The sequence below is a fragment of the Paraburkholderia xenovorans genome (genome assembly GCF_046030735.1).
GTDB classification, from domain to species: Bacteria; Pseudomonadota; Gammaproteobacteria; order Burkholderiales; family Burkholderiaceae; genus Paraburkholderia; species Paraburkholderia xenovorans_A.
The window spans coordinates 71,641-94,207 of the sequence record NZ_JAQQBV010000017.1; the positions used below are offsets into that span (position 1 = coordinate 71,641).

Below are 22,567 nucleotides of genomic sequence, written 5' to 3' on the forward strand. Positions count from 1 at the left end.
AAAAATTAGTGGGCGCCCGTACTTCGGGCGCCCTGATTTCATCGCAAGTACCGCTACGACATCAGTTACCGATACCGAGAGTGATGTGCTCCGGATTCACCACCTGAACCGTCGAGCTCTGGTTGTTGACGTCGTCGAATGCGTAGCCGTAGGCCAGACCGCTAATGCCGTGGTCGTGCCAGAAGCGTGCGTACTCGTTGGACGGCGACGCCGCGTAGTAGGCGGACGGAACATTCCACTTGCTCGTGTCGCCCATCACGTGACGGTTGATCGCGGCACAAAGCTGCGCCTCGATCTGCTGCTGCGTGCCGTCGCCATCCAGGAATATGCCGTTGCAAAGCAGCACGTCCTGCGTACTCGGCTTGTTGACGGCATACGTGCTGCCGACGAACTGGCCGTTGCCCTGGTCGATTTCCGTGAACACCAACTGCGTGCCCTGCGTATTGCCGACGAACTTGCGAGCGCCCGCCACTACCTGCAGGTTATTCGACGCGTAATACGTCCACATGTCGTTCACGTAACCGTCGAAGTAGTTCCCGTTCGGTTGGCCCGCAGCGAACGACCCGTGGGCCGGCGCCATGATCCGGATGTTCGACGACGACTGAGGCTGGAACGCCGCCGACACCTCACGTGTGTACGCCTGGAACAGATCGGCGCGACGCTGCGTGATACCCGTCTGCTGATGCACGGTGCCGTTCTTCGAGTAGACGTCCTGCGTCAGCGGGAAGCCAAACTCGTCGACCTGCGTCGTGTTGATCCACAGACCGTTGTTTCCATACGAGAACTCATACCAGTCGAACGGAATGGCAAGGCTCGGATCCGTAGCGTTGTTCGGATCAGGCGGAGCAAAACCGATGATTCCGGTGTTGGGGTCCGCGATGATCTTGATATACAACGGATTGCCGAGCGACACGAAGATCCGCCCCGAGGCCAGCGGCGGCAACTGCAACGTCTTGCTCTGTGCGAGCGTGAAGAAGTAGTTGCTGTAGTTCTGGCCGTTCGGCGCCGTCAGGTGGTTCGGTGCGTCGTTGTCGGAAGCTAGCGACGCCACGATCGTTCCGTCCGGCTTGAGCCACGCGAACTGACCCGTTGCCGGATCGCGCGCGATGACCGCGATATACACCTGGTCGTCGGTATACGCACCCTGCGTGTTGTTCTGCAGGTCGACGCCGATGAGGCCCGGCTTGACGGTGTACGTCGGTACCGTCGTGTTGACCGTCAGCGTTGCATTGCTGGACGTCGTGACCGTCCCGTCCGGGCCGGTCGCCACCACGCTGAACACCTTGCCGCTGTCGCCAGCGACGGTGAGCGGCGTGTCGTACGTCCGGCTCGTCGCGCCGACGATCGGCTGGCCGTTGAGCTGCCACTGATACGTGAACGGCCCCGTACCCGACATCACCACCGCGAAGTGGCCGTTCTGGCCGACCGGCACAGTCTGCGTCGCCGGTTGCAGCACGAACGGACCCGTCGGTTGCGGAGGTTGAGTGCCAGTGCCGGTGCCGGTTCCAGTGCCGGTTCCAGTGCCGGTTCCAGTACCGGTGCCGGTACCCGTTCCAGTGCCCGTACCGGTGCCGGTGCCAGTGCCCGTACCCGTTCCGCTTCCCGACCCAGCCTTCGCCGGATCGTTATAGACCGAGAACTCGAACAACGAGTAGCCGTAACCCGTCGCACGCTGCACCCCTTGCAGACGGATATAACGTGCGGTCGTGTTGGGCAGCGTCAGATCTTCAATGCCGCCTTGCCCGTTGCTCTGGGTCAAGATGGTATTCGACCAGTCGACGTTGTCGTGCGAGGCTTGAATCTGATACTGCTTACCGTAAGCGTTCTCCCAGTTGAGCACCACGCGATTGAACGCGGTTTCCTTGCCGAGGTCGATCGTGATCCACGCGTTGTCGTCAAAATTCGACGACCAGCGCGTGTTGAGGTTGCCGTCGATCGCATTCGACGCAGGATAGCCGGCGTTCTCAAGACCGCTCGCCGTTGCCGTCGTACCCAGCGCCAGGTTCACCGCAGCCGAAGCCGAGCCGAACACGACGTTGAGGGTATGGGCAGCAAGCACGTTGTCGAACGTGTATTGATTGACGATACCGATGTCCTGGCCGTCCACCTGCACGCCCGTCACTGCGACACCCGCAGCCGGTACGAACTGATACGTCTGCACGCCGCCCTGGTACACCGTGGTGTTGCCGACCGGCGAAAGCGTGCCGCTACCCGTCGACGTTGCGGTGATCGGGAGCTGCGGCGTGTTCGCGGTGTTGTACACCTCGAACTCGAACAGCGAGTAACCGAACTGCGTCGCGCGCTTCGTCCCGTACATGCGGACGTAGCGAGCCTGGACCGGTGCGCCGAAATGCAGGTCCTCGACGCCGCCGGTGTCGCCGGTCTTCGTCACATCGTCGGTCCACGCCTGGTTATCCGTCGAGGTCTGGATCTTGTAATCCACACCAAACGAATCCTGCCAGCGCAGCACGACGCGATCCACCGTCTGGACCGAGCCCAGATCCACCTCGATCCACTGCGGATCGGAGAATGCCGACGACCAGCGGGAATTCAGGCTGCCGTCCGTTGCATTGGCCGGACCATAGCCGTCGCTCTCGTTGCCGCTCGACGTAGTCAGCTTGCCGATCGCAAGGTTCGCGCTCGGAGCCTGCGGCTGCGGCGGCGGAGGCGTGTTGCCATTACCACCGTTGCCACCATTACCACCGGTGTTCACCGGAGCCGGCACCACGGTCAGCGTCGCGGTCCCACTCGAAGCCGTACCACCCGCGTTGCTGACGTTGACGCTATACACCGCGCCGTTGTCACCTGCGACCGTCAGAGCCGGCGTCGTGTACGACGGGATCGTCGTGATCCCCACGAGCTGGCCGTTACGCTGCCACTCGAAGTCGAGCGGACCGGTACCGGTCACGCCAACCGTGAATGTCGCGCTCTGACCTTCATTGGCCGTCGTGCTTGCCGGCGACACGGCGATCACCGGAGCCGGGACCGTCGGACCCGACACGCACATCACCCATGCCGGCGTGTTGTTGATGATGCCAGGCCACGACTTGCCCGACGAGTCCACGAGCCACGCGTTGTTCGCGAGGCCCGGAACCGGCGTGGTCGTCCACGTGCGCCACGGCGACGGGAATGCGCACGACGAATAATTCGCGCGCGCCACCGTCAGCGCTTCATTCAGCGTCGGAACCCGCATGCCGATCGACTGGCAATACTGGCTGGCGATCTGCTGCGTGAACTGCGCACCGTCGGCCGCGAACGTCGTGTACGTTTGCTGCCACGTCAAGCCGCTGACGTTGTCCTTCACGGTCGGGATATACGGACCGTTCGGCAGGCCCGGAATCGTCGATTGCCAGATACCCGGTTGCGCGGGGATCGGCGTGAAGCGCTCGGTATCGGCGCCACACTGCGGCGCGTCCAGCACTTCGAACTCGAACAGCGAGTAACCGTACTGCGTTGCACGCTTCAGACCCAGCATGCGGATGTAGCGCGCCGACGTGCTCTGGAAGAAGCGCGTCTCGGTGCCGCCGACGCCGTCGACCGGAGCCGTGGTATTACCCGCGCCGTCAGGCTGGCCGTTCGGGAACACGGTCGTCCACGTCTTTTCGTCGTTCGACACCTGAATGTCGTACTGCGACGCGTACGCGTTTTCCCAGACCAGCACGACCTTGTCGAAGGTCTTCACCGAGCCGAGGTCGACTTCGAGCCATGACGGATCGATGCCCGGTGCCGACGACCAGCGCGTGCTGATGGAGCCGTCGATCGCGTTGGCCGCGACGAGGCCGCCATTCTGATCGCTGCTCGACTTCGCGATGCCGCCGAGTGCGAGATTGGACGCGTCGGTGCCGCTGACGTTGAGCGTCGCGGTGCGGCTGTTGATCGTGCCCGCGCCGTTGCTGATCGCCACCGCGTAGCTGCCCGCATCGCTGGCTTGCGCCTGCGCGATCAGGAAGCTGGCCGAATTGTCGCCCACCGGCAGACCGTTGTGGGTCCACTGATAGTTGAGCGGATTCGAACCCGTCACGCTGACGCTGAACGTCACGGCCTGACCGAACGGCACGCTCTGATCGGCGAGATCCGAGACGATCACCGGCGGCGTCGCAACGCTAACCGTCAGTGTCACCGGAGTCGACGTGATGGAGCCCGCGCTGTTCGTGACGACGACGCTGTACTGCGCGCCGCTGTCCGTGACAGCCATGGCCGGGGTGTCGTAGACCGGCGAGTTGGCGCCGTCGATCGGGGCATTGTTCTTCAGCCACTGATACGACAGCACCGGCGAACCCGACGCGACCACGGCGAACTCGGCACTTTGACCCGCGGTGATGTTCTTCGCGAGCGGCGCCGTCACGATCTGCGGCGCAGCCGGTTGCACCAGCGTAACGACAGCATTGCGCGACGACACGTTGCCGATCGTGTTGCTGACGGCCACGCTGAAGGTTGCACCGTTGTCGGCCTGCTGCAGCGCCGGGGTCGTGTACGTGTAGCTGTTCGCGCCCGGAATCTGCTGGCCGTTCTTGAACCACTGATAGCTGATCGGCGTCGCACCGGCCGTCAGCACCGTGAACGTGGTGGGCTGGCCGAGCGTGACGACCTGGTCGGCCGGTTGCGTGACGATCTGCGGCGCCGTCTGATCCTGCTGGCCGACGACCGTGCCGTTGCCGTCGAACGCCTGCGCGTTGACTGCCGGCACCACGTTGAACGAGGCCGTCGCGCTACCGAGATTCGGCGACGTGACCGTCACCTGCACCGCGCCCGTCGTGAACTGCGTGCGGACCGCGACCTTCGCCATCCCGCCTTCCGCGGACAGGTTCGGATCGCCCGGCGCGTGGTAGCCCTGCGGCTGGTTGTCGACCACGTAGTGGTCCGAACCGCCACGATAGGTACCCGGGCCGCTGACGCTGAACGTCAGGGTCTGGCCCGCGTCCGGCACAAGGTTGCCGTTCGCGTCGACGACCTTCGCCGTCAGCGTGGCGGCATCCGTGCCGTTTGCCGTCAACTGGAACTGATCGCCGTCCGGCTTGGTTATTTGCGGATCGACCGTCAGCACCAGGTGGTCGGCCGGGCCGGCCGTCACGAGCGTGTCGGTCGCGGCAACCTGACCGTTGGTGTTCAGACATTCGGCGACGAGCGTGCCCGGCTGGAACGCAATATTGTCCCAGTGAACCTGGCCCGGCAGCAGCACCGTGTTCTGCGTGATGTCCGCGGACGGATCCGAGTTCACCGGGTTAGGCGGCTGCGCGCCACCGACCAGCTGCCCGTTCAGGCGCAACTGCACCGTCGGGCAATTGCTGAACGCGTTCACGCGCACGCTGCCCGACTGGTTCCAGGTGTTCGCGAGCTTGACCACCGGCTTGATCGAATACGGCGTCCAGACGGCTTCGTAGATGTAGTAGATGAGCCGCGGAAAGCGGTTCCAGTCCATCATCGACGCGCCGTTCGAACGCACTTCGCTGTTCAGCGTGCCGTCCGTCTGCGTGTTGATTTCGCCCGGCGTATCCGCGAGATACCAGTGCGCGATACCGAACGACTTGCCCGCCACGCTATGCACCCAGTCGCGGATGTACGAGGCTGCGAACTGGATCTCGAAGTTGTACTTCCAGCGTCCGAGACCGTCGCCCCAGTATTCCGAGCCGTAGGCCGGCGAATTCGGATAGGTTGCCTTGACGTGAATGTCGCAGCCCTGACCGCTACAGCCGAGCATGTCGCCGTTTGCCGGATCCGGCGTACGGTCGGCCTGCGCGCGCGTATTGACGAAGTCCCACTGCCGCGAAATCTGCTTGAGTTGCTTCGCGACGCTCTCGTCCATCGTGCCGTTGTTCGCTTCCCACGCGAGCACCGACGGATGGTTACGATCGTGGATGATCATGTCGCGATGCAGCTCTTCCTTCAACGTGATGTTGTCCGGCGTCGCGCAGTTGCCCTGACCGGCGGTGGCGCAGATCGCGCCGAAGCCGTTCTCGCCGTCGCCGCTAGGCTGCAGCATCATGATCCCGTACTCGTCGGCGGCGTCCAGCCACTCACGACCCTGGCTCGAATGCCCAGGACGATACGAGCTGCCACCTGCCTGCGCGAGCAGGGACAAATCCTGCCATTGCAGATTCGGCGGCACGGCCGAGCCGAGCGCCGGATAGTCATAACGGCCCGACGCACCCCAGAGGTAATGCGGATGACCGTTGATGATCGGGAAGTTGCTGTCCCAGGTGATGGTGCGGATGCCGAGCGGGCTCTCCTTCGTATCCACCACCACGCCGTTCAGGCTGACCGAGTGGATCACGCGGTACATGTACGGGTGACCGTAGATGCTGTTGTTCGGATACCAGAGCGTCGGGTTGTTGACCGTCAGCACCTGATCGAACAACGTCGGAGTCAGCGGTCCCGAACTGTTTGCCGGGATCGTCTGCGAATCCTGCGCGGTCGCGACGATGTTGCCTGACGCGTCGACGATTTGCGTCGTCAACGTGACCGGCTGCGTCGTCGAGTATTCGTTGAGCACGTTGGTCTGCACGCGGATCGTCGCCGACGCGTCGTTCGCCGACACCGTCGACACATACGTGCCCCACGTGTTCAACACCGCGTAGATGTTCTCAGGAATGTGCACGCGGTCCGTGATGTGCATCCACACCGGACGAAACAGACCCGTGTCGTCCTGGCCGAAACGGAACGCACCCGAGAAGCTCGGCGACTCGAAGAAGCTGTCGCCACGCGACACCTTCACGGCGAGCACGTTGTCGACCGGCTGACCGTTCGCGTCCTTGAACTTCACATACGGCGTGATATCGACGATGAACGGAATGAAGCCGATCACGTGCGTCGCTTGCGCGTTCGCCTGCACCTGGCTGTTGCCGGGAATGAAGTGACCGTTGATGTACACCTGCACGCCCGTATGCGCGCCTTCGAACTCGATCAGGATCTTGCGATTCAGCTGGTCGGGTCCGTACGACGGATCGAGCTTGAAGTGCTTGCGGTACCAGTTGGTGTTACCCGTCAACTGGCCCTGGCCACCGCCCGATTCCATGTTGATGAAGGTGTCGTTGTCGGCAGGCGTTTGCGGCACGCCGATCGACTGCCAGCTGGAGTCGTCGAACGGCGCACAACCGACGCTCGAATCGCCCGCAGTCGGGCACTTCGAGTTCGGATTGTCGACGTCCTTGATGTATCTCCACGGTGTCGCACCCAGATTGATCCGGATGTGATTGCTCGGCGGCAGTGTTACGGCCGCTCGCGCCTGCATCGCGGAAAGCAGGAAGAGCCCCCATAGGAGCAACAAACCCGCACCCTGCCAGGCGGAATGCCTAACATTTTTGCGCATGTTGATTTTTCCAGTTTTTTCCGTCTTATTTCGTTGCTCAAGGCCGCCCGAATCGGGCGCGCCGCCCCTGTCCTACGACGCACGAACCCCCGGCCGGCAGGCACGGGCGTTCGCACGCTAATTCATTCACCACACCGGTCAGTCGCCCATCGCCCGTTCATGACGGCGATTAGCAAACGTTTGCCTTACCCTATAGGGGATGACCCTAGCCCGGTTACCGCGGATAACGGCCGGGACCGGAAACTTTAACCAGGTGTAAACCCTTAGTACCCCACTTTTATTGATCGCGCATCAAAACAGGGACAGATACGTGTCACGGACGTGAAAAATTGCTTTCGTTTTATTAACTACCGCCCGCTTATCGAATTGATTTGAAGGAATTGAGAATTGAAAATGAAATTATTTTCACGGCGAATTCCTGATCGCCGCAGCACCGAATGTGCATAAAAACGGCGTCGAACTTGACGCCTCACCACTTCGCCGTGAGTGTCTCGACGCCACGCAGAGTGAGACGGCGATGCCAGCGCAGTTCATCGAGATTGAGAAGCCGCAGATTGGGAAGGCGCGCGAGCAGCGTGCCGAGGGCGGCCTCGAGTTCCAGCATCGCGAGGCGGTAGCCGAGGCAATAGTGAATGCCGCCGCCGAAGGACAGCAGACGGCTTGGCTCCCGCTCGAAATCGAGGCGCTCCGGTTGGTCGAACCTGGACGGATCGCGATTCGCGGCGCCGAGCGCCAGAAACACCAGCGTATTGCGCGGCACGGTCATACCGCCAACCTCGACATCTTCCTGCGCGATGCGCACGACCATTTGCACAGCGGAGTCGTAGCGCACGCACTCGGCGACCGCGGCCGGCAGCCGCGACGGATCGCGCTTCAGCGCGGCGAGTTGCTCCGGATGCCGATAGAGTGCGATCAGCGCATTGCCGATCATGTTCGAAGTCGTTTCGTGACCGGCGACAAAAAACAGAATGACGTTCGACACGACTTCATCGGGGGTCAATGCTTCGCCGTTTTCTTCGACACTCAGCAGCATCGAAATCAGATCGGAGCCGAGCCGCGTGCGCCGGGTGTCGACGACCTCCACGAAATAACGTTCGAGCGTTTCATAAGCGCTGTTCGCCGCGCTGAGCTCGTCCGGCGGCAACGGCGCGGCCTCGAGCACCCGCACGAACTGGCTGGTGGCTTCGCCTAGCTTCGTTGCGTCTTCGATCGGCACGTCGAGCAGACGCGCGATGATTTCCACCGGCAGCGGCAGTGCGTATTGGCGCACGAGGTCGACGGTGTCGTCGTGAACGAATGCGTCGATGAGCCGGTTTGCCGTGCTGTACGCGATTTCGCGCATGACTTCGACTTGCCGTGCATTGAAGGCTTTCATCATCAGGCTGCGCAGCCGCGTGTGAACCGGTGGGTTCAACATCAGGAACATGCGGCTGATGCCTTGAAACACGGGTTGCCGTGCGGCTTCGTCACCGTACCGAACGCGAACGCTTTCCAGATAATTCTTGCCCATCCTGCGATCGAGCAGCAATGCCTCGACGACTTCGTAATGTCCGGAGATCAGCGAGTGGGGGCCCAATGGCACGAGCGGACCCTCGGCCCGCAGGTCGTCGTAGAGCGGATAGGGATTCTCGTAAAACGACAGCGACGACAGATCGGAAAATTTCATATTCGGAGAGAGGTCCGCGGTAGCGATGCAAAGAACACTTGGCGCTAACGAGAACACGCGGCGAAACGAAATATTCCATGCGATCACATAAAGGATGCGAATACTTGAAATTGCATCCGTGTCGGGAACAGCAGAAGGGCTGCTTTCAATCTCCGGCAAGACCCGTCAATGAATGCCCGCCAGCCTCAACGCGTCCATGCTCATGTGGGCGCCGAGCGCAAACAGAACGACACCCATCGTCCAGCGTTGAGCCAGCAGAAGTCCCGGCCGGTTGGCGAGGAACGTCGCCATACCGCCGGAGCAGATCGCCACGAAACCATTGACCGACGCAAAGGCGACAATCAGCGACGAACCGAGCACGAGCGACTGCCTGAGAACGCTGCCGTTTTGATAGTCGATGAATTGCGGCAGCAGTGACAGAAAGATCATCGCAAGCTTGGGATTCAGCAGACTGGTCGCGGCGCCCATCGCGAAGAGCCGGCGGGGCTGTTCCCGCGGCAGTTCGCGAACCTCCAGCGGAGAACGGCCGCCGGGCTTCACAGCCTGCCACGCGAGATAGAACAGATACGCCGCGCCGCCCGCGCCGAGCAGGCTGCCCGCAAAAGGCACGCTCAGAAACAGCGCCGTGATGCCGAACGCCGCGCCGAACATATAGAACAGGTAGCCGAGCATCACGCCCGCAAGCGAAATAAGTCCGGCCCTGCGGCCTTGCGCAATAGAGCGCGACATCACGTAGACCATGTTCGGTCCCGGTGTCACCGCCAGCATTCCGCCGACTGCAAGAAACCCGTAAATCGATGCCGTAGCGTGCATTTTTCTGGCTCTCCAGGTGCTGATCGAGCCTAGTATCGGACGCGTTCATCATCCGGTAAAACGAATTAAACTGAACCAATTAATCAGATTTTCTGACCAGAATGAAAAAACTCGATCTGGATGTGCTCGAGATGGTGGTGGCAATTGCCGACACCGGATCGTTCGCTCAAGGTGCGGACTCCGTGCATCGATCGCCATCGGCCGTGAGCATGCAAATCAAGGCGCTTGAAGAAGCGCTCGGAAAACCGCTTTTCTTACGCAGCACACGTAACGTCGCGATTACGGCAGAAGGCAAGATGCTTCTGGACTACGCTCGTCGAATGCTCGCCATGCGCGATGAAGCCTGGGCGTCGATAGTTCGCCCCGAAATGAAAGGTCGCGTCACCATCGGGGTTCCCGACGACTACGCGTCATCGCTGCTGCCGCAGGTTCTTGGGAAGTTTGCGATTGCTCATCCGCGGGTCGAGATTCGGGTCATCGGATTGCCCAGCAGCGCACTCGTTCCATTACTCAAGGACAACACGCTCGACCTCGCCTGCTTCACGAAAATGAAAGGCGTGGCGGCGGAATTCATCCGCTTCGAGCCGTTGGTGTGGGTCGGGTCGCCCGCAAGAAAAGTGTGGCAGGAGCGCCCGCTTCCAATCGCCGTTTTTGAACACGGCAGTACTGCGCGTGCGTTCGCTATCAGCGCACTTCAGCGGGAAAGTATCAAATATCGGATGTCTTACGAAAGCCCGAGCCTGTTGGGCCTGATCAGCATGGTCGAAGCGGGGCTTGCGATCGCGCCGCTTGCAAAATGCAGCGTGCCTCCCCATCTGGTGCAGCTATCGCAGAACGACGGCTTGCCGCAACTGGATGAGATTGAGGTCGTGCTGGCTCGCAGTGCCAGGTCCGGGCGGCCGCCTTGTGATTTTCTCGCTGAACAGATTCTCGCTGAAATGAGGGGTTGAGGGAGGTGCTGGCGTACGCGACGGCTTTTTTTGTCGATCTCGTTAAGCTTGGTGATCGCGCCGCCACGCGTGCCGGGGACGCCGGTGAATTTTGACCCGTTCATGTCGACGCTCACAAAAAATTACGGGCGCTCACTTGCGGGTAAGGGTAATGTTCCATATTATTTCAGCGTTTCGTGCATACGCCGGGCGTCCGCAAGAGCCGCTGGTTGATGCCGTAACCTGTCCTTACCGGAGGTGTGCATGAATTTCAGTACCGTGGCAAACACCGTGGGTGCACCTGCCTATCAGCAGACAGCATCGTCAAATCCGCGGTCGACGGCATCCACTTCGAATATCATTCAAACCGTCGGGCGCATCGCCAGCGATGTTGCTGTCGTGGCAGCGGCCATCACGCCGGTAGTCGGTTTGCTGGGTGGCATCATTGATATTTTTGTGTGAGCGTCTGAATCAATAAAAAAAGAGGTGCGAGAAATCGCGCCTCTTTTTTTATTGGTTCGGTCGTGCTACCAGTCTTCTCCACCGGCCAGAATTTCTGCATGATAGGCGCGTGCGCGCCTCGAAATCTCGTCCCATTGTTCAATGGTCAAGGACTGAGCCTTATCTGTCTTATAGACCGTAAGAACAAGACTTTTGTCCTGCTCAACCGCAAGCTCCATAAAGGGATTGAACTTGCCGGGATCGTAAGACTCGCCATCTTCAAAAAGATGGACCGCGATGTATGGGTGCACCGCGGTGACATCAGCGAATAACTCAAAATATAGAGTAGCCAATTTATTTCCTGAATCCGATAAAATCGCCGTTTGGATGGAAAGACGCCGAAGGTCCGGTAGGAGGAGTATAGGTCACCCATCCGTCCACGTAACGCCCCCCTATACCTGTTTTGCGCACTCCATTATCCAATGCGTTTTTCACTGCGTCGGATGCCAATTGGTTTAGCTGGTCGGTAGTCCGATAAGTCTGGCGCAAATCCTCGGCGGAATTGAACCCAAAATACTCCGGGTGCTTGGTGGCCGCTCTGCCAGCCGCAGACATGGTTTGCCCCTCCTTGAAGGGTTTATTCGCTGCCGCCAGTAGTTCGTCCTTGCTGACCTGCGTCGCCTTGCATTGCGGCGCGCCCTTATTCACCCATCCTCGAATCGTTCCCGCAACCCCGAGTATCCCGAACGGATCATCATTATCCGAAGACAGGGTCCATCCATAACCGAGAGCAGGATTGAACATGCACTCGATACAGATTGGAATCAACCCCTCCTCCCGAGACGCTCCGAGCAAAGACCGCATCCACCCCAGCCGGTTTGCCGGCGGTGAGATAGGGTTCACACCGCGCTCATAATTATCAAGCCACAGATCAAGCTCGTCGTCGCCGATTGCGCCCGGAGTGCCCATCGGCGTAGACCCGCCGCCGTTCTGTGCGACCGTGCCCATTCTGGAAACGAGTTGTCCATCAGCTGCATATCCGTAGTTGACGGTCAGGACTCGATAGAGACTTCCGTTCGCCACGGTCGGATACTCGTGATAGATAAATCGTGTCACGTGCCCACGTGCATCATATGCAGCCGTTGCTTCGCGATTGTCGCCAGCCAGATAAGTGGGTCTGTGTGCGTTGTCTCGCTGAATAACACCCCATGTCCAACCGGATTTTTGCTCGACAGCGAGTCGCAGATTGCCCGTCGCATCGTAGATGTACTGCCACGTGGCAATGTTCTCCCCGTTGGCAAAATCCAGCCGCGTGTCGATCCGGTTTGATGCGTTGTAGTGCACACCGATCGATTTTTGCTGCCCTGTTGCAATGGCATCGAATCCAGCTTCACCGGTTAGATCGCTGGTTTTAAATTCGCTAGACCCTGTGACGTTGCCGTTTGCGTCGTAAACGAATGACTGGATCTTGCCAGGCATCGCAATCATCGAGGCACGAAGACTGGTTGCGTCGGCATACCTGACCGAGAAAGACGCTGTGCCCCCAGAGGAGCGTACGGTTCGCTTTATAGGGCGGCCTGCATCGTCGTAACCGTATTCGACAACGCCACCACTTGCTGTCACGTCTTTCAGCACGTTGCCCAATGCGTCGTAAACGGAACTGGTCGTCACAGACGGCGAACTGCTGCCGATAGGACGCAAAACTCCAGCGACAGAAGAAAATCTCAGCGTAGTCGTGTTCTGGCTAGTGCTTATCGCGGTCGATTTGTCACCGTATGCGAACTGCACGTTGCGCGATGTGTCAGGATGACTGACCGAACTTGCTCGCCCCCGAACGTCATAGGTCCATGTGGCTATGCGCGTACCTGTTTCATCGATCTCTCCGGTGATCGCGTTTTTGAAGCGCAAATCGTCATAGATGTATCGATGCACATGACCGTCAGGCCACGTGACGGACACCAGATTGTTATTTGCGTCATAGGCGTATTGCGTCATTCCGCCCATGGGGTCGTTCAGTCTTGAGAGGCGCCCCTTGTCGTCGTACTCGAGACGGAGCGTTATGTCCGCATTTGCACTGGTGCCATTAACATGCTGTGTGATGGTTGCAAGTTGCCCGGCGCCGCCGTATACCAGCGTTCTGGTGAACCCGACTCTGTTCCTTTCTGCTTGCAGAATGCCTTGCGACGAGTACGTCTCGGCTACACCTGTAGTCGTGTCAGTGAACGTCCAGTCATTCCCAATCTGCAACAGTACCAGGCCGCTATAGGCCGCTGTCTTCCAATAGCCACCCGACCAGTTAAACGTTACCGCGTCGCCGTTCTCACGCAACGCCAGCACCTTGGATGAACTACCGGCATTTGCATTAGCGAGGTCGAGCTTGCGCTGCCAGCTATGAAACCAGACCGGTCCCATAGCGTTAGCGCTTTTAACTAGCGGCTTTGACCGGTAACTGCGAGTGAACAGCATCGGCGTATCGTCGCCACTCCTGAAATCAGTAGAGGTCAGCGAAACAGCACCGCTACCGGGATACACAGGATCGGCTACCGGGCAACTCTGTTCGGGCTCTTCCGCGGAGGGTGTTGCACACCATGCGGTGATCGCGTCGATGTCATTCCTGCACCCGTAGCTCCCCATCCCACCAGGGGTATTGCTTGCAACGGTCAGGACGCACTGTGCAGTCCCTGGAATCCCACCGGATTTTGCGTATAGGTCTATGCAACTGCTTTGCGCGTTGACGCCGAAGGCGAACGCAAGCAGAAAGAACGCGGTCAGCAAACGGACCAGGTCCGACGCAGGGCCGTTAAATAAGCTACTTGGTTTCATGAGTCTCCCGGTTGCAAAACGTCGTTAGAAATTCGTAAGAATCACGACACTGCAACACCGGGAACTGGCGCAGAAATAAGAAAATTCGGAAATCCCATATCGAGATTTCAAATCGGAAAATTCGCTAGGAGTACGCGCTTAGCCCTACGGCATCACTTGCCCGCTCGGACATAGCCTGGTAGAAATCCGACACAGGAAGCCATCTAAATACCGATCAGTCGATCACTCCGGGGTCCACACATTCTCACCTCGACGAGATGCAAGACTATTCGCCAAGGGTTCAACAACTTTGGGACGAACAATAAAACGCGACACCGACCGCTCACTGCTGCGGCAACGCGTACGCCATCACATAGTCGCCGAGCTTCGTGCCAAACGAGCCATGCCCGCCCGCGGCGATCACCACGTACTGACGACCATCGATCGAATAGCTCATCGGCGTCGCCTGACCGCCTGCGGGAAGACGAGCCTCCCAAAGCTGATTGCCGTTGTTCACGTCGAACGCACGGAGATAATTGTCCGCCGTCGCGCCGATAAACACGACGCCGCCCGCCGTCACGATCGGACCGCCCAGCATCGGCATACCCATCTTGAACGGCAACGGAATCGGCGAACTGTCGCGCACGGTGCCGATGCGTTTCTTCCACACGATCTCATTGGTCTTCAGATCGATCGCGGAGATGTAGCCCCAGGCCGGTTGCTTGCAGGGCAGGCCCAGCGGCGAGAGGAACGCATTGAGCGTCACGCCATACGGCACGCCGTACTGCGGCTGAATCCCCGACTCCGTGCCGCTGCCTTTCGCGCCCTGCTGCGGCTCGATCGGGTTGCCCGGACCACGCGGAATCAGACGCGAGACAAACGGCAGCGCGATCGGATTTGCGACGGCAATCTGGCGGTCGGTGTCGACAGCAATCCCGCCCCACTCGAACATGCCCAGGTTGCCTGGGAACACGAGCGTGCCCTGTAGCGACGGCGGCGTGAACGTGCCCTCGTAACGCAGCTTGTGGAACATCACACGGCACACCAGTTGGTCATACATCGTCGCGCCCCACATGTCGGCGTCGGTCAGCTTCTGCGACGGACGGAACGTGAGTCGCGAAAACGGCTGCGTCGGCGAGACATGATCGCCGGGAGCCGCGCCCTGCGGCACCGGCGTTTCCGGCGCCGGCACGACCAGTGCGCCGGTACGGCGGTCCAGCACGAACAGGTTGCCGGTCTTGGCCGGCGCGTACACCACCGGCACGGTCTTGCCGTTCTTGTCGGTGATATCGGCGAGTGTGGGCTGCGACGGCTGGTCCATGTCCCACAGATCGTGGTGTGCGGTCTGATAGAACCACGCAAGCTTGCCCGTCGATGCATGCAGTGCCAGCAGTCCGCTCGCGTAGCGCTCCTGCTCCGGTGTGCGATTGCCGCCCCAGATGTCCGGCGTCGTCACGCCCATCGGCAGATAGACGATGTCGAGCTTCGCGTCATAGGCAGCGGGTGCCCATGAGTTCGGCGAATTCCAGGTGTAATGCTCGCCCTCGCCAGGCATGTGATTCGGATCTTTGGCGCCGGGATCGAACGCCCAGAGCATTGCGCCGGTGCGCACGTCGAAGCCGCGGATCACACCCGACGGCTCGCGGCTCGAGAAGTTATCCTCGACCGCGCCCGCCACGACGATCACGTTGCTGGTGATGATCGACGGCGACGTGGGCTCGTACATGCCCGGCGTCGTGACAGGTTGCGCATGCTGAAGGTCGAGGTCGCCGTGGTTGCCGAAGCCCTCGCAGCGTTCGCCGGTTAGCGCGTCAAGCGCGTAGAGGTGGCCGTCGTTGACTGGGAGGTAGATGCGGCGTGTGCACGCGGCAGTCGAGGGCGTTGCGGCTGCGTCGCTTGCGGGTGCGCCCGACGCGGCGCTCGCCGATAGGTCGACATAGGAAACGCCGCGACAGGTCACGTGCTGGAACGATGGATCGGCCCGCAGTTCTGGATCGAACTTCCACTTGAGCGCGCCGGTCTTCGCGTCGAGCGCGAACAGAATCTGATGCGGCGAACACAGGTAAAGCAGGTCACCGATTTTGATCGGCGTGACCTCGTTCGTAATCTCGACAGGATCGTTAGGACCCTTGATGTCGCCGGTGCGGAAGGTCCAGGCAACCTGGAGATTCTTCACGTTCCCAGGTGTGATCTGCTGCAAGGGCGAGTAGCGCGTGCCTTCCTGAGTACGGCCGTAAGCGGGCCAGTCGGCAGGATTGATTGGGGTGCCTCGCGCACTCGTTGACGCGGCTGCACTGAGCGTGCCGTTGATTTGCTGCGGGTCGTTGAAGTTCGCGTAGACGAGGATGCCCGCCCATGCCACCAGCGCGACGACGAGCGATGCGACACCCAGATTGCGCGGCCCCTCCAGCCGCCAGCTCACGAGAAGCAGCAACCACACGCCGAAGACGACGAGCACGCCGGCGCGCGGTGCAAGTGCCCAGAAGTCGGGACCCGACTCGAAGAGTGCCCAGATTGCGGTGCCGATTAGCACGAGCGCATAAAGCAGGAGTGCTGCGGGACTGCGGCGCCAAAGCAGCCAGGTAACGCCCAACAACACAACCCCTGTGACGACGTAGTACGGCGAGCCGCCGATCGCCAGCAGCCATGCGCCGCCGATCAGCAGATACAGCGCGGTCAGGGCAGTGAAGAGCAATGTGATGACGACGATCACGCCCCGCGAATTCGACTGGCTACTGGTCATGATGATCTCAACCCTCTTGAGTGGATACCGCCTGCCAGTGGTACCGACGTCGAATTCATACGCCACACGCCGGAGCACGCTGAAAAGGATAGCAGAATGGGGGCGTCGGCTTAGGGTGGGGACGCGCGTTTTGGTTGTAGGTCGTTTTTGGGGGGATGGCAAGGCGGGCTGACCATCAGGATGCTGAACAGGCGCGTCAACATGTACGGCCTGGACACCGATGTAGGCGGCATCGACAGATGCCGCCTGATGACATTACGTTCCGGTCAGACCTTGCAGACTGATTTTCGATTGGGTGGTGACGGGCCCCTCACCGATCTTTGTGAGTGCTCCATTTGTCGCGATCGAGTACGCGACAATCTTGTCGTCGCCGGCATAATCCTGGTAGAGATACTTGCCGTCTGGACTGATCCACGAATCGTTGGCAAAGCTCGATGTGCTGGACGACACGCCTGCCTCCGTTGCGGCAGTCGCATTTGAAAGAGTCAGTTTTCCGCTAGCGTCGAGCGAAAACAGCGACACTGTGCCGCTGCCGCTGCTGACGTACACAAACTTGTTGTCCGGAGTGATAGCGAGCCAGCAAGGCGCGGCCTGGCCGGTGACCGTCACGGGGCCGCTCACTGTCGAAAATGTCCCATTCGACGCGAGTGAATACGAGCTCGCAGTGTCGCCGGCAGCCTCGGTGACCACATACGAGCTCGCAAGTGAGCCGGATCCAAAGCGGCCGCCAAACGGACCGATCCCCGCTGACGTGCTGCTCACGGCCGTGCCCAGCGACCCGTCGGCGTTGATCGGAAACGCGAGCAATGCGTTGGCCGGTTGAACAGGATTAACGGTTTTCAGAAAACCATTCACCACCACGAATTTTCCGTCGGGGCTGACTGCGACCTGTGTGGGCAGCGCGTCCTGCTGGACCACGGTGTATTGAGCGATCGCAGTCAACTTGCCGTCCTGTCCGACGCGATAGGCGCCCAGCTCCTGTGCGCCTTGCTGATGCGTCACGTACAACACGCCATTCAAATAAGCGAGGGACGTAGGCCGCGTGCCGCCGGTCGGAGACACGGCGAGCAGATTGATATCGCCGCTGCTACTGATGGAAAACGTACTGACCGTATTATCGCCAGCGTTTGCAACGAACAGGCGCGTTTTGTCGGTCGATAGGATCAGACTGTTGTTGCTGGTCAGCGCATCGGGCGCAACGATATTGCCCATGAAGTAATTGACACCGTTGGTCCCCTTTCCACCGGTCTGAATACTGCCCTTCGACGTGAGCGTGCCGTCGGCGTTGCGAATGAACTGGACCACGGCATTCGTACTGTCGTTAGTCTGCGCGAAGAGTTGTGAAACCGGAGCGGGGGTGAGTTTGTCACTGCTGCCGCCGCACGCCGCAAGTAGGGTTGACATCGCCGCTGTTACCGCAAGCGTTTTATTCATCGAAGCCTCGTCATGTTGTTGGTGTACCGGAATAAAACCGAATGCCGCCCGATGTGGACGAGTTGGGCCGCGACGGCTTCTGGTGGCTGAACGTCAGCCCGACGTGTAGTTCGTTGTGAACGTTGAACCGGTTACGGCCGGCGTGCGATTTTTCGCGTGGCGTGCGGTGACCCGGCGAAAGTCCTGAAAAGACTATCGAGCGGGGTTGGGAATGGCTCTAAATAATTTCTTCTCGCAGCAACTGTAACGGCGGAGCATTGCAACACGAATTAGGCCGTACGATTACGCGGTCAATCATCCGGCGAACCGCGACGCCATCATTTCCGCATTGAAGAAAGCCAGAGCGGACATCATGCGGCAGCACCGCGAATCTTCAATGCCAATGCTTTCAAACCTCGATGAACGCCGACCTTGATCGCGGACTCGGAAAGACCGGTCAGCAGGACCGTTTCCGCTACCGACAAACCTTGCAATTTGACATGGACGATCGGCAGGCGCTGCTTGTCCGGCAAATGGCTCAACAATTTTTCGAGATCGCGCTTCGCATCGGCTGGCTCGACGTCCGATTCGGTGAACAGTTCAGACTCGTCGTCGAGCGGATCGTGCAGTGCCTCTCGTCGCGAGCGCGCGCGAAGGTGATCCGCGAGTTTGTAGCGGGAAATTGCATGTATCCACGCGGTCAGCGGCTCGTCCTGGCGATAGGTGTGCCGTGCGTTATGCACTGCAAGCAGAATCTCCTGGACAATGTCTTCGATGTCGTCTGGAAGGTAATAGAGCCGCTTGCGCAGAAAGCCGCGTAAATGCCCAGTCAGATCGGCAAGGAACGTATGATACGCGGCGCAATCGCCGTCGAGCGCCCGCATCAGAAGGCCTCGCAAACGTTCTTCGCCAAGGCGCGCGAGCGCCGGGTCGATTTTCTTTGTCATCGCAGTTTCGTCTGTCGCAGGGTCGCAATAGGTTCATTGGCCGTGCTTAGTCGGTGCGACGACGCACTTCTTACAACTCAACGGAGAAAATTTGCTAACGCAGATAGCATTGCGGCTCTTTTTTCAGGAACGGGGCCAGCAAGCAAATGCCAACACTTCTAGCGCAGAGATATCTCCAGTTCGCTGGCGGTTCGGAAATCGGCGGAGCCCACGCGGGTACCCGCGCAAAGAACGAGAGCTAAAACGTGAGTGAGTCGGACACAGGCTACATTGATGAGATTGCGTACACATTCGGCTATTGCGACGAGCTGAATCCGCTACGGCTGAGACTTCCGTTGCTGCGAGCTGGACTTGCTTTGCCAACTGTACATACTGCTTGCGAGCTCGGCTTTGGCCACGGCGTGAGTGTCAATATTCACGCGGCCGGCTCCTCGACGCGATGGTACGGCACCGACTTCCACCCGCCTCACGCGAACTTCGCCCGACAACTGGCAGACAGTGCCGAATCGCAGGCGCAATTGTTCGGTGAGCCTTTTTCGGAATTCTGTCGGCGTGACGATTTGCCGGATTTCGATTTCATCGGCATGCACGGCATCTGGAGCTGGGTTTCTGACGAGAGTCGTGCGCTGATTGTTGAATTCATACGCCGCAAGCTCAAGACCGGTGGCGTGCTGTATCTGAGTTACAACACCCAGCCCGGATGGGCTGCGATGCTGCCCGTGCGCGAATTGATGCAGCGGCATTTTCAAATCGGTTCAGTATCCGGGCCTCACGACGACACGGGTGCCGAAGAGCGCACGCGGGTGCGCATTAAAGCCGCCGTCGATTTTGCGCGGGCCGTATTTGCGACGCAGCCGGGCTATGCACTGGTTAGCCCACTGCTTGCCGAGCGGGTCGACGCGTTGTCCGGAGAAAAACCTAACTATCTCGCGCATGAATATTTCAACCGTGACTGGCACCCCATGTCTTTCTTGCAGGTCAACTCGTCGCTTGCTGCGGCGGGTTTGACTTATGGAGGATCTGCGGACTATCGCGATCACGTCGATGAGATTAACCTCAACGCAGCGCAGTGCGCTTTATTGGCGGATATTGCGGATACGAGTCTGCGAGAAACGGTGCGCGATTTTTGCGTGAACCGATCGCTGCGGCGCGATTACTGGATCAAGTCCCCACAGACGATCAATGAGGAAGAGCGGGACGCCAATCTGCGCGCCCATCGGGTGATCCTGGCACTGCCGAGAGCTTCCGTGATGCTGAAAGTGCGTGGTGCGCTGGGGGAGACGCTATTACCGGAAAAGCTATACGGCCCTATTCTCGACGCGCTGCACAGCTATCGTCCGATGACCCTGTCGGGCATCGAAAACTGCGTTCGTGGACAGGGCATCATACTGACGCAGATCGTCGAGGCCGTGATGTTACTGGTTGGTATGGGCGTATTGCTGAATGCCCAAAACGATGCGCAAATCCGTGCCGCCGAGCCGTTGGCGAAAAGGCTGAACGCGGCGATCTGCGAACACGCGTGCCATCATGAGGAAGTTCAGTTTCTGGTGAGTCCAGTTTCGGGTTCAGGAGTTTCGGTGCCGCGTGTGGCGCAACTCTTTTTATTGGCACGGCTGCGACACATGCAGCAGCCGTCGCAATGGGCTGCGTTCGCGGAGTCCGTGTTACGCGCGACTCCGCAAACAGGGCAGCCATCGGGCGCAGCGGTTTCTCTGGCTGATCTGACAACGAAAGCGAACCGCTTTGCCCAGATTCATCTACCGATATTGCAGGCACTCGGGATCGCTTGAAATGAAATCGACGTAGCGTAGTGGGCCTGCCCGCTCCAAGACCCATTGCCATAGCGGATTGAAAGCCTCTGCTCAGGAAGGACCGAAGCGACCGCTCGTTGCAGCGGTCTACCGGATGATTCCCAGCTTGAAAATTGACACGACCTCGCGCAGCGTGCTGGATTGCGCTGACATTGATTGCGTTGCGGCCGAGGCCTCTTCAACCAGGGCGGCGTTCTGCTGCGTCACCTGGTCCATCTGGGCAACGGCCGTGTTGACCTGTTCAATACCGGTGTGCTGTTCGAGGGAGGCTGCCGTGATCTCTTCCATCAGGTCCGAGACTCGCCCGACCGCCTGGACTACCTCGCCCATGGTCGTGCCTGCTTCGCTCACCAGATCCGAACCGGCTTTCACACGGTCGACTGAATGCGTGATGAGTCCTTTGATCTCCTTTGCGGCGCTGGCACTTCGCTGAGCAAGCGTCCTTACTTCTGCAGCGACTACGGCAAAACCACGGCCTTGATCACCCGCACGCGCCGCTTCTACTGCCGCGTTGAGCGCGAGGATATTGGTCTGAAAAGCGATGCCTTCGATCACGGAGATAATGTCGGTAATCCTGGCCGAGCTGTCCGATATCGCGTGCATGTTCTCGATCACGCGGCCCATGACATTGCCGCCACGCTGTGCGATATCGGACGCATTTGCCGCAAGTGCACTGCCTTGCCGGGCACTTTCCGTGTTTTGCCTGACGGTGGAAGTCAGCTCCTCCATGCTCGCTGCGGTTTCCTCAATCGACGCAGCCTGTTCTTCCGTGCGCTGGCTCAGATCGGTGTTGCCTGCTGCGATCTGCGCAGCGCCCGTTGCAATGGTCTCGCTGCCGGATCGTACCTGTCCAACCAGTTCCGCGAGTCTCTCATTCATATGTTTGAGCGCTCGCAGTAGCTGGCTCGTTTCGTCGTTGCCGCGTACTTCGATTGTCGAGGTGAGGTCGCCTTGCGCGACCGTTTGTGCAATCTTTACGGACATACGGATTGGAGCCGTGATGGAGCGAGTGATGATGAACGCAACAATCAGGCTCAACGCGATGGCTATTCCGATCAGCACACTCGTAGAGAGCAACGCGCTGTGGAAGGCGGCCGCGGCCACGGTATTGGAATCGTCCGCTCCCTGGCTATTGAGGGCAATGTCCCGCGCAATGAGTTCAGTGACTTTGGTGAACGCGCGCAAAGACTCACCCCCAGCGAAAGACCGTGCGTCACTGAAATGCTCATCTCCACTGTCGACAAGCTCGTTCAGCCGTTTGTCCAGAGAGAGATAGGTACTCCATGCTGCCTTGATCTGGTTCGACAATTGCAGTTCTTCAGCAGAGCCGACCACCGCCTCGTACTGCGGCCACACCCGCAGCAATTCATTCAGCGCTGCGTCGTGTTTCGACCGCTGAAACTTACGTTCCGAAGGGCTCGTTGCAATCAGATAACTTAAGGAGGCCTGGCGGGTCTCATCGGCGAGAGCCCGGATATTGCCCAGGCGCTGGACACTGGGAAGGAGGTCGGTTGCAAGGTCCTGTGTGCCATCATAAATGTGGGAGGCCTGGATCAAACCCAGTGCGCCCACCAGGCATAGCAAAACGAGCGTGACGCCAAAGCCGATTCCCAGGCGAACGCCGATTTTGAGGTTACCGGTAATTCTCACGATTTTCCTTCGCGTATGGGTTGCGACGAGCGTCGACTCAGCAGGC

The 22,567-nt window shown here is 59.7% G+C and carries 12 protein-coding genes; 3 read left to right on the forward strand and 9 right to left on the reverse strand.

Features of this window, described 5'->3' with window-relative positions:
* Positions 1-61 precede the first annotated feature (61 nt).
* The 3 genes from PQQ51_RS18520 to PQQ51_RS18530 all read right to left on the reverse strand — a co-directional run bounded on the left by PQQ51_RS18520 (position 62) and on the right by PQQ51_RS18530 (position 9,785).
* On the reverse strand, positions 62-7,306 hold the full coding sequence (locus tag PQQ51_RS18520; protein ID WP_408498241.1) for a beta-1,3-glucanase family protein: 7,245 nt from the start codon (positions 7,304-7,306) through the stop codon (positions 62-64).
* Positions 7,307-7,775: 469 nt separating this feature from the next.
* Complete coding sequence (locus PQQ51_RS18525; protein ID WP_408498242.1) at positions 7,776-8,972, reverse strand: cytochrome P450; 1,197 nt, start codon at positions 8,970-8,972, stop codon at positions 7,776-7,778.
* 165 nt (positions 8,973-9,137) lie between these two features.
* Entirely contained in the window at positions 9,138-9,785 is a 648-nt protein-coding gene (locus tag PQQ51_RS18530) for a LysE family translocator (RefSeq protein WP_408498243.1), read from the reverse strand.
* Between the two features lie 101 nt (positions 9,786-9,886).
* Between PQQ51_RS18530 and PQQ51_RS18535 the strand changes: the two genes are divergently transcribed.
* Together PQQ51_RS18535 and PQQ51_RS18540 are read left to right on the forward strand one after the other, a co-directional pair.
* Positions 9,887-10,735 (forward strand): LysR substrate-binding domain-containing protein, encoded by an 849-nt coding sequence (locus PQQ51_RS18535; protein WP_408498244.1) that lies wholly within the window; start codon positions 9,887-9,889, stop codon positions 10,733-10,735.
* 243 nt (positions 10,736-10,978) lie between these two features.
* The gene (locus PQQ51_RS18540; RefSeq protein WP_408498245.1) at positions 10,979-11,176 is read left to right on the forward strand and encodes a hypothetical protein; all 198 of its coding nucleotides are present in this window, start codon (positions 10,979-10,981) and stop codon (positions 11,174-11,176) included.
* A gap of 65 nt (positions 11,177-11,241) precedes the next feature.
* Here the strand turns inward: PQQ51_RS18540 and PQQ51_RS18545 are convergent, their stop codons facing one another.
* The 5 genes from PQQ51_RS18545 to PQQ51_RS18565 form a co-directional block, all read right to left on the reverse strand.
* The gene (locus tag PQQ51_RS18545; RefSeq protein ID WP_408498246.1) at positions 11,242-11,508 is read right to left on the reverse strand and encodes a hypothetical protein; all 267 of its coding nucleotides are present in this window, start codon (positions 11,506-11,508) and stop codon (positions 11,242-11,244) included.
* Position 11,509: 1 nt separating this feature from the next.
* The gene (locus PQQ51_RS18550; protein ID WP_408498247.1) at positions 11,510-13,978 is read right to left on the reverse strand and encodes a DUF6531 domain-containing protein; all 2,469 of its coding nucleotides are present in this window, start codon (positions 13,976-13,978) and stop codon (positions 11,510-11,512) included.
* 322 nt (positions 13,979-14,300) lie between these two features.
* A complete protein-coding gene (locus PQQ51_RS18555; protein WP_408498248.1) occupies positions 14,301-16,700 on the reverse strand; it encodes a glucose/quinate/shikimate family membrane-bound PQQ-dependent dehydrogenase in 2,400 nt (799 codons plus the stop codon).
* A gap of 255 nt (positions 16,701-16,955) precedes the next feature.
* The gene (locus PQQ51_RS18560; RefSeq protein ID WP_408498249.1) at positions 16,956-18,134 is read right to left on the reverse strand and encodes a lactonase family protein; all 1,179 of its coding nucleotides are present in this window, start codon (positions 18,132-18,134) and stop codon (positions 16,956-16,958) included.
* A gap of 350 nt (positions 18,135-18,484) precedes the next feature.
* Complete coding sequence (locus tag PQQ51_RS18565; RefSeq protein WP_408498251.1) at positions 18,485-19,060, reverse strand: sigma-70 family RNA polymerase sigma factor; 576 nt, start codon at positions 19,058-19,060, stop codon at positions 18,485-18,487.
* Positions 19,061-19,305: 245 nt separating this feature from the next.
* On the opposite strand from PQQ51_RS18565, the gene PQQ51_RS18570 reads away from it, so the two are divergent.
* Positions 19,306-20,850, forward strand: a complete 1,545-nt coding sequence (locus PQQ51_RS18570) for a methyltransferase regulatory domain-containing protein (RefSeq protein WP_408498252.1) — start codon at positions 19,306-19,308, stop codon at positions 20,848-20,850.
* 108 nt (positions 20,851-20,958) lie between these two features.
* On the opposite strand, the gene PQQ51_RS18575 is transcribed toward PQQ51_RS18570, so the two are convergent.
* Positions 20,959-22,521 carry a methyl-accepting chemotaxis protein gene (locus tag PQQ51_RS18575; protein ID WP_408498253.1) on the reverse strand — a complete coding sequence of 521 codons (1,563 nt, stop codon included), beginning with the start codon at positions 22,519-22,521 and terminating at the stop codon, positions 20,959-20,961.
* Positions 22,522-22,567 lie beyond the last annotated feature (46 nt).

Coding starts and splice junctions, on each gene's coding strand:
- PQQ51_RS18520 (WP_408498241.1), bottom strand. CDS start 7,306: ATGCGCAAAAATGTTAGGCATTCCGCCTGGCAGGGTGCGGGTTTGTTG.
- PQQ51_RS18525 (WP_408498242.1), bottom strand. CDS start 8,972: ATGAAATTTTCCGATCTGTCGTCGCTGTCGTTTTACGAGAATCCCTAT.
- PQQ51_RS18530 (WP_408498243.1), bottom strand. CDS start 9,785: ATGCACGCTACGGCATCGATTTACGGGTTTCTTGCAGTCGGCGGAATG.
- PQQ51_RS18535 (WP_408498244.1), top strand. CDS start 9,887: ATGAAAAAACTCGATCTGGATGTGCTCGAGATGGTGGTGGCAATTGCC.
- PQQ51_RS18540 (WP_408498245.1), top strand. CDS start 10,979: ATGAATTTCAGTACCGTGGCAAACACCGTGGGTGCACCTGCCTATCAG.
- PQQ51_RS18550 (WP_408498247.1), bottom strand. CDS start 13,978: ATGAAACCAAGTAGCTTATTTAACGGCCCTGCGTCGGACCTGGTCCGT.
- PQQ51_RS18555 (WP_408498248.1), bottom strand. CDS start 16,700: ATGACCAGTAGCCAGTCGAATTCGCGGGGCGTGATCGTCGTCATCACA.
- PQQ51_RS18560 (WP_408498249.1), bottom strand. CDS start 18,134: ATGAATAAAACGCTTGCGGTAACAGCGGCGATGTCAACCCTACTTGCG.
- PQQ51_RS18565 (WP_408498251.1), bottom strand. CDS start 19,060: ATGACAAAGAAAATCGACCCGGCGCTCGCGCGCCTTGGCGAAGAACGT.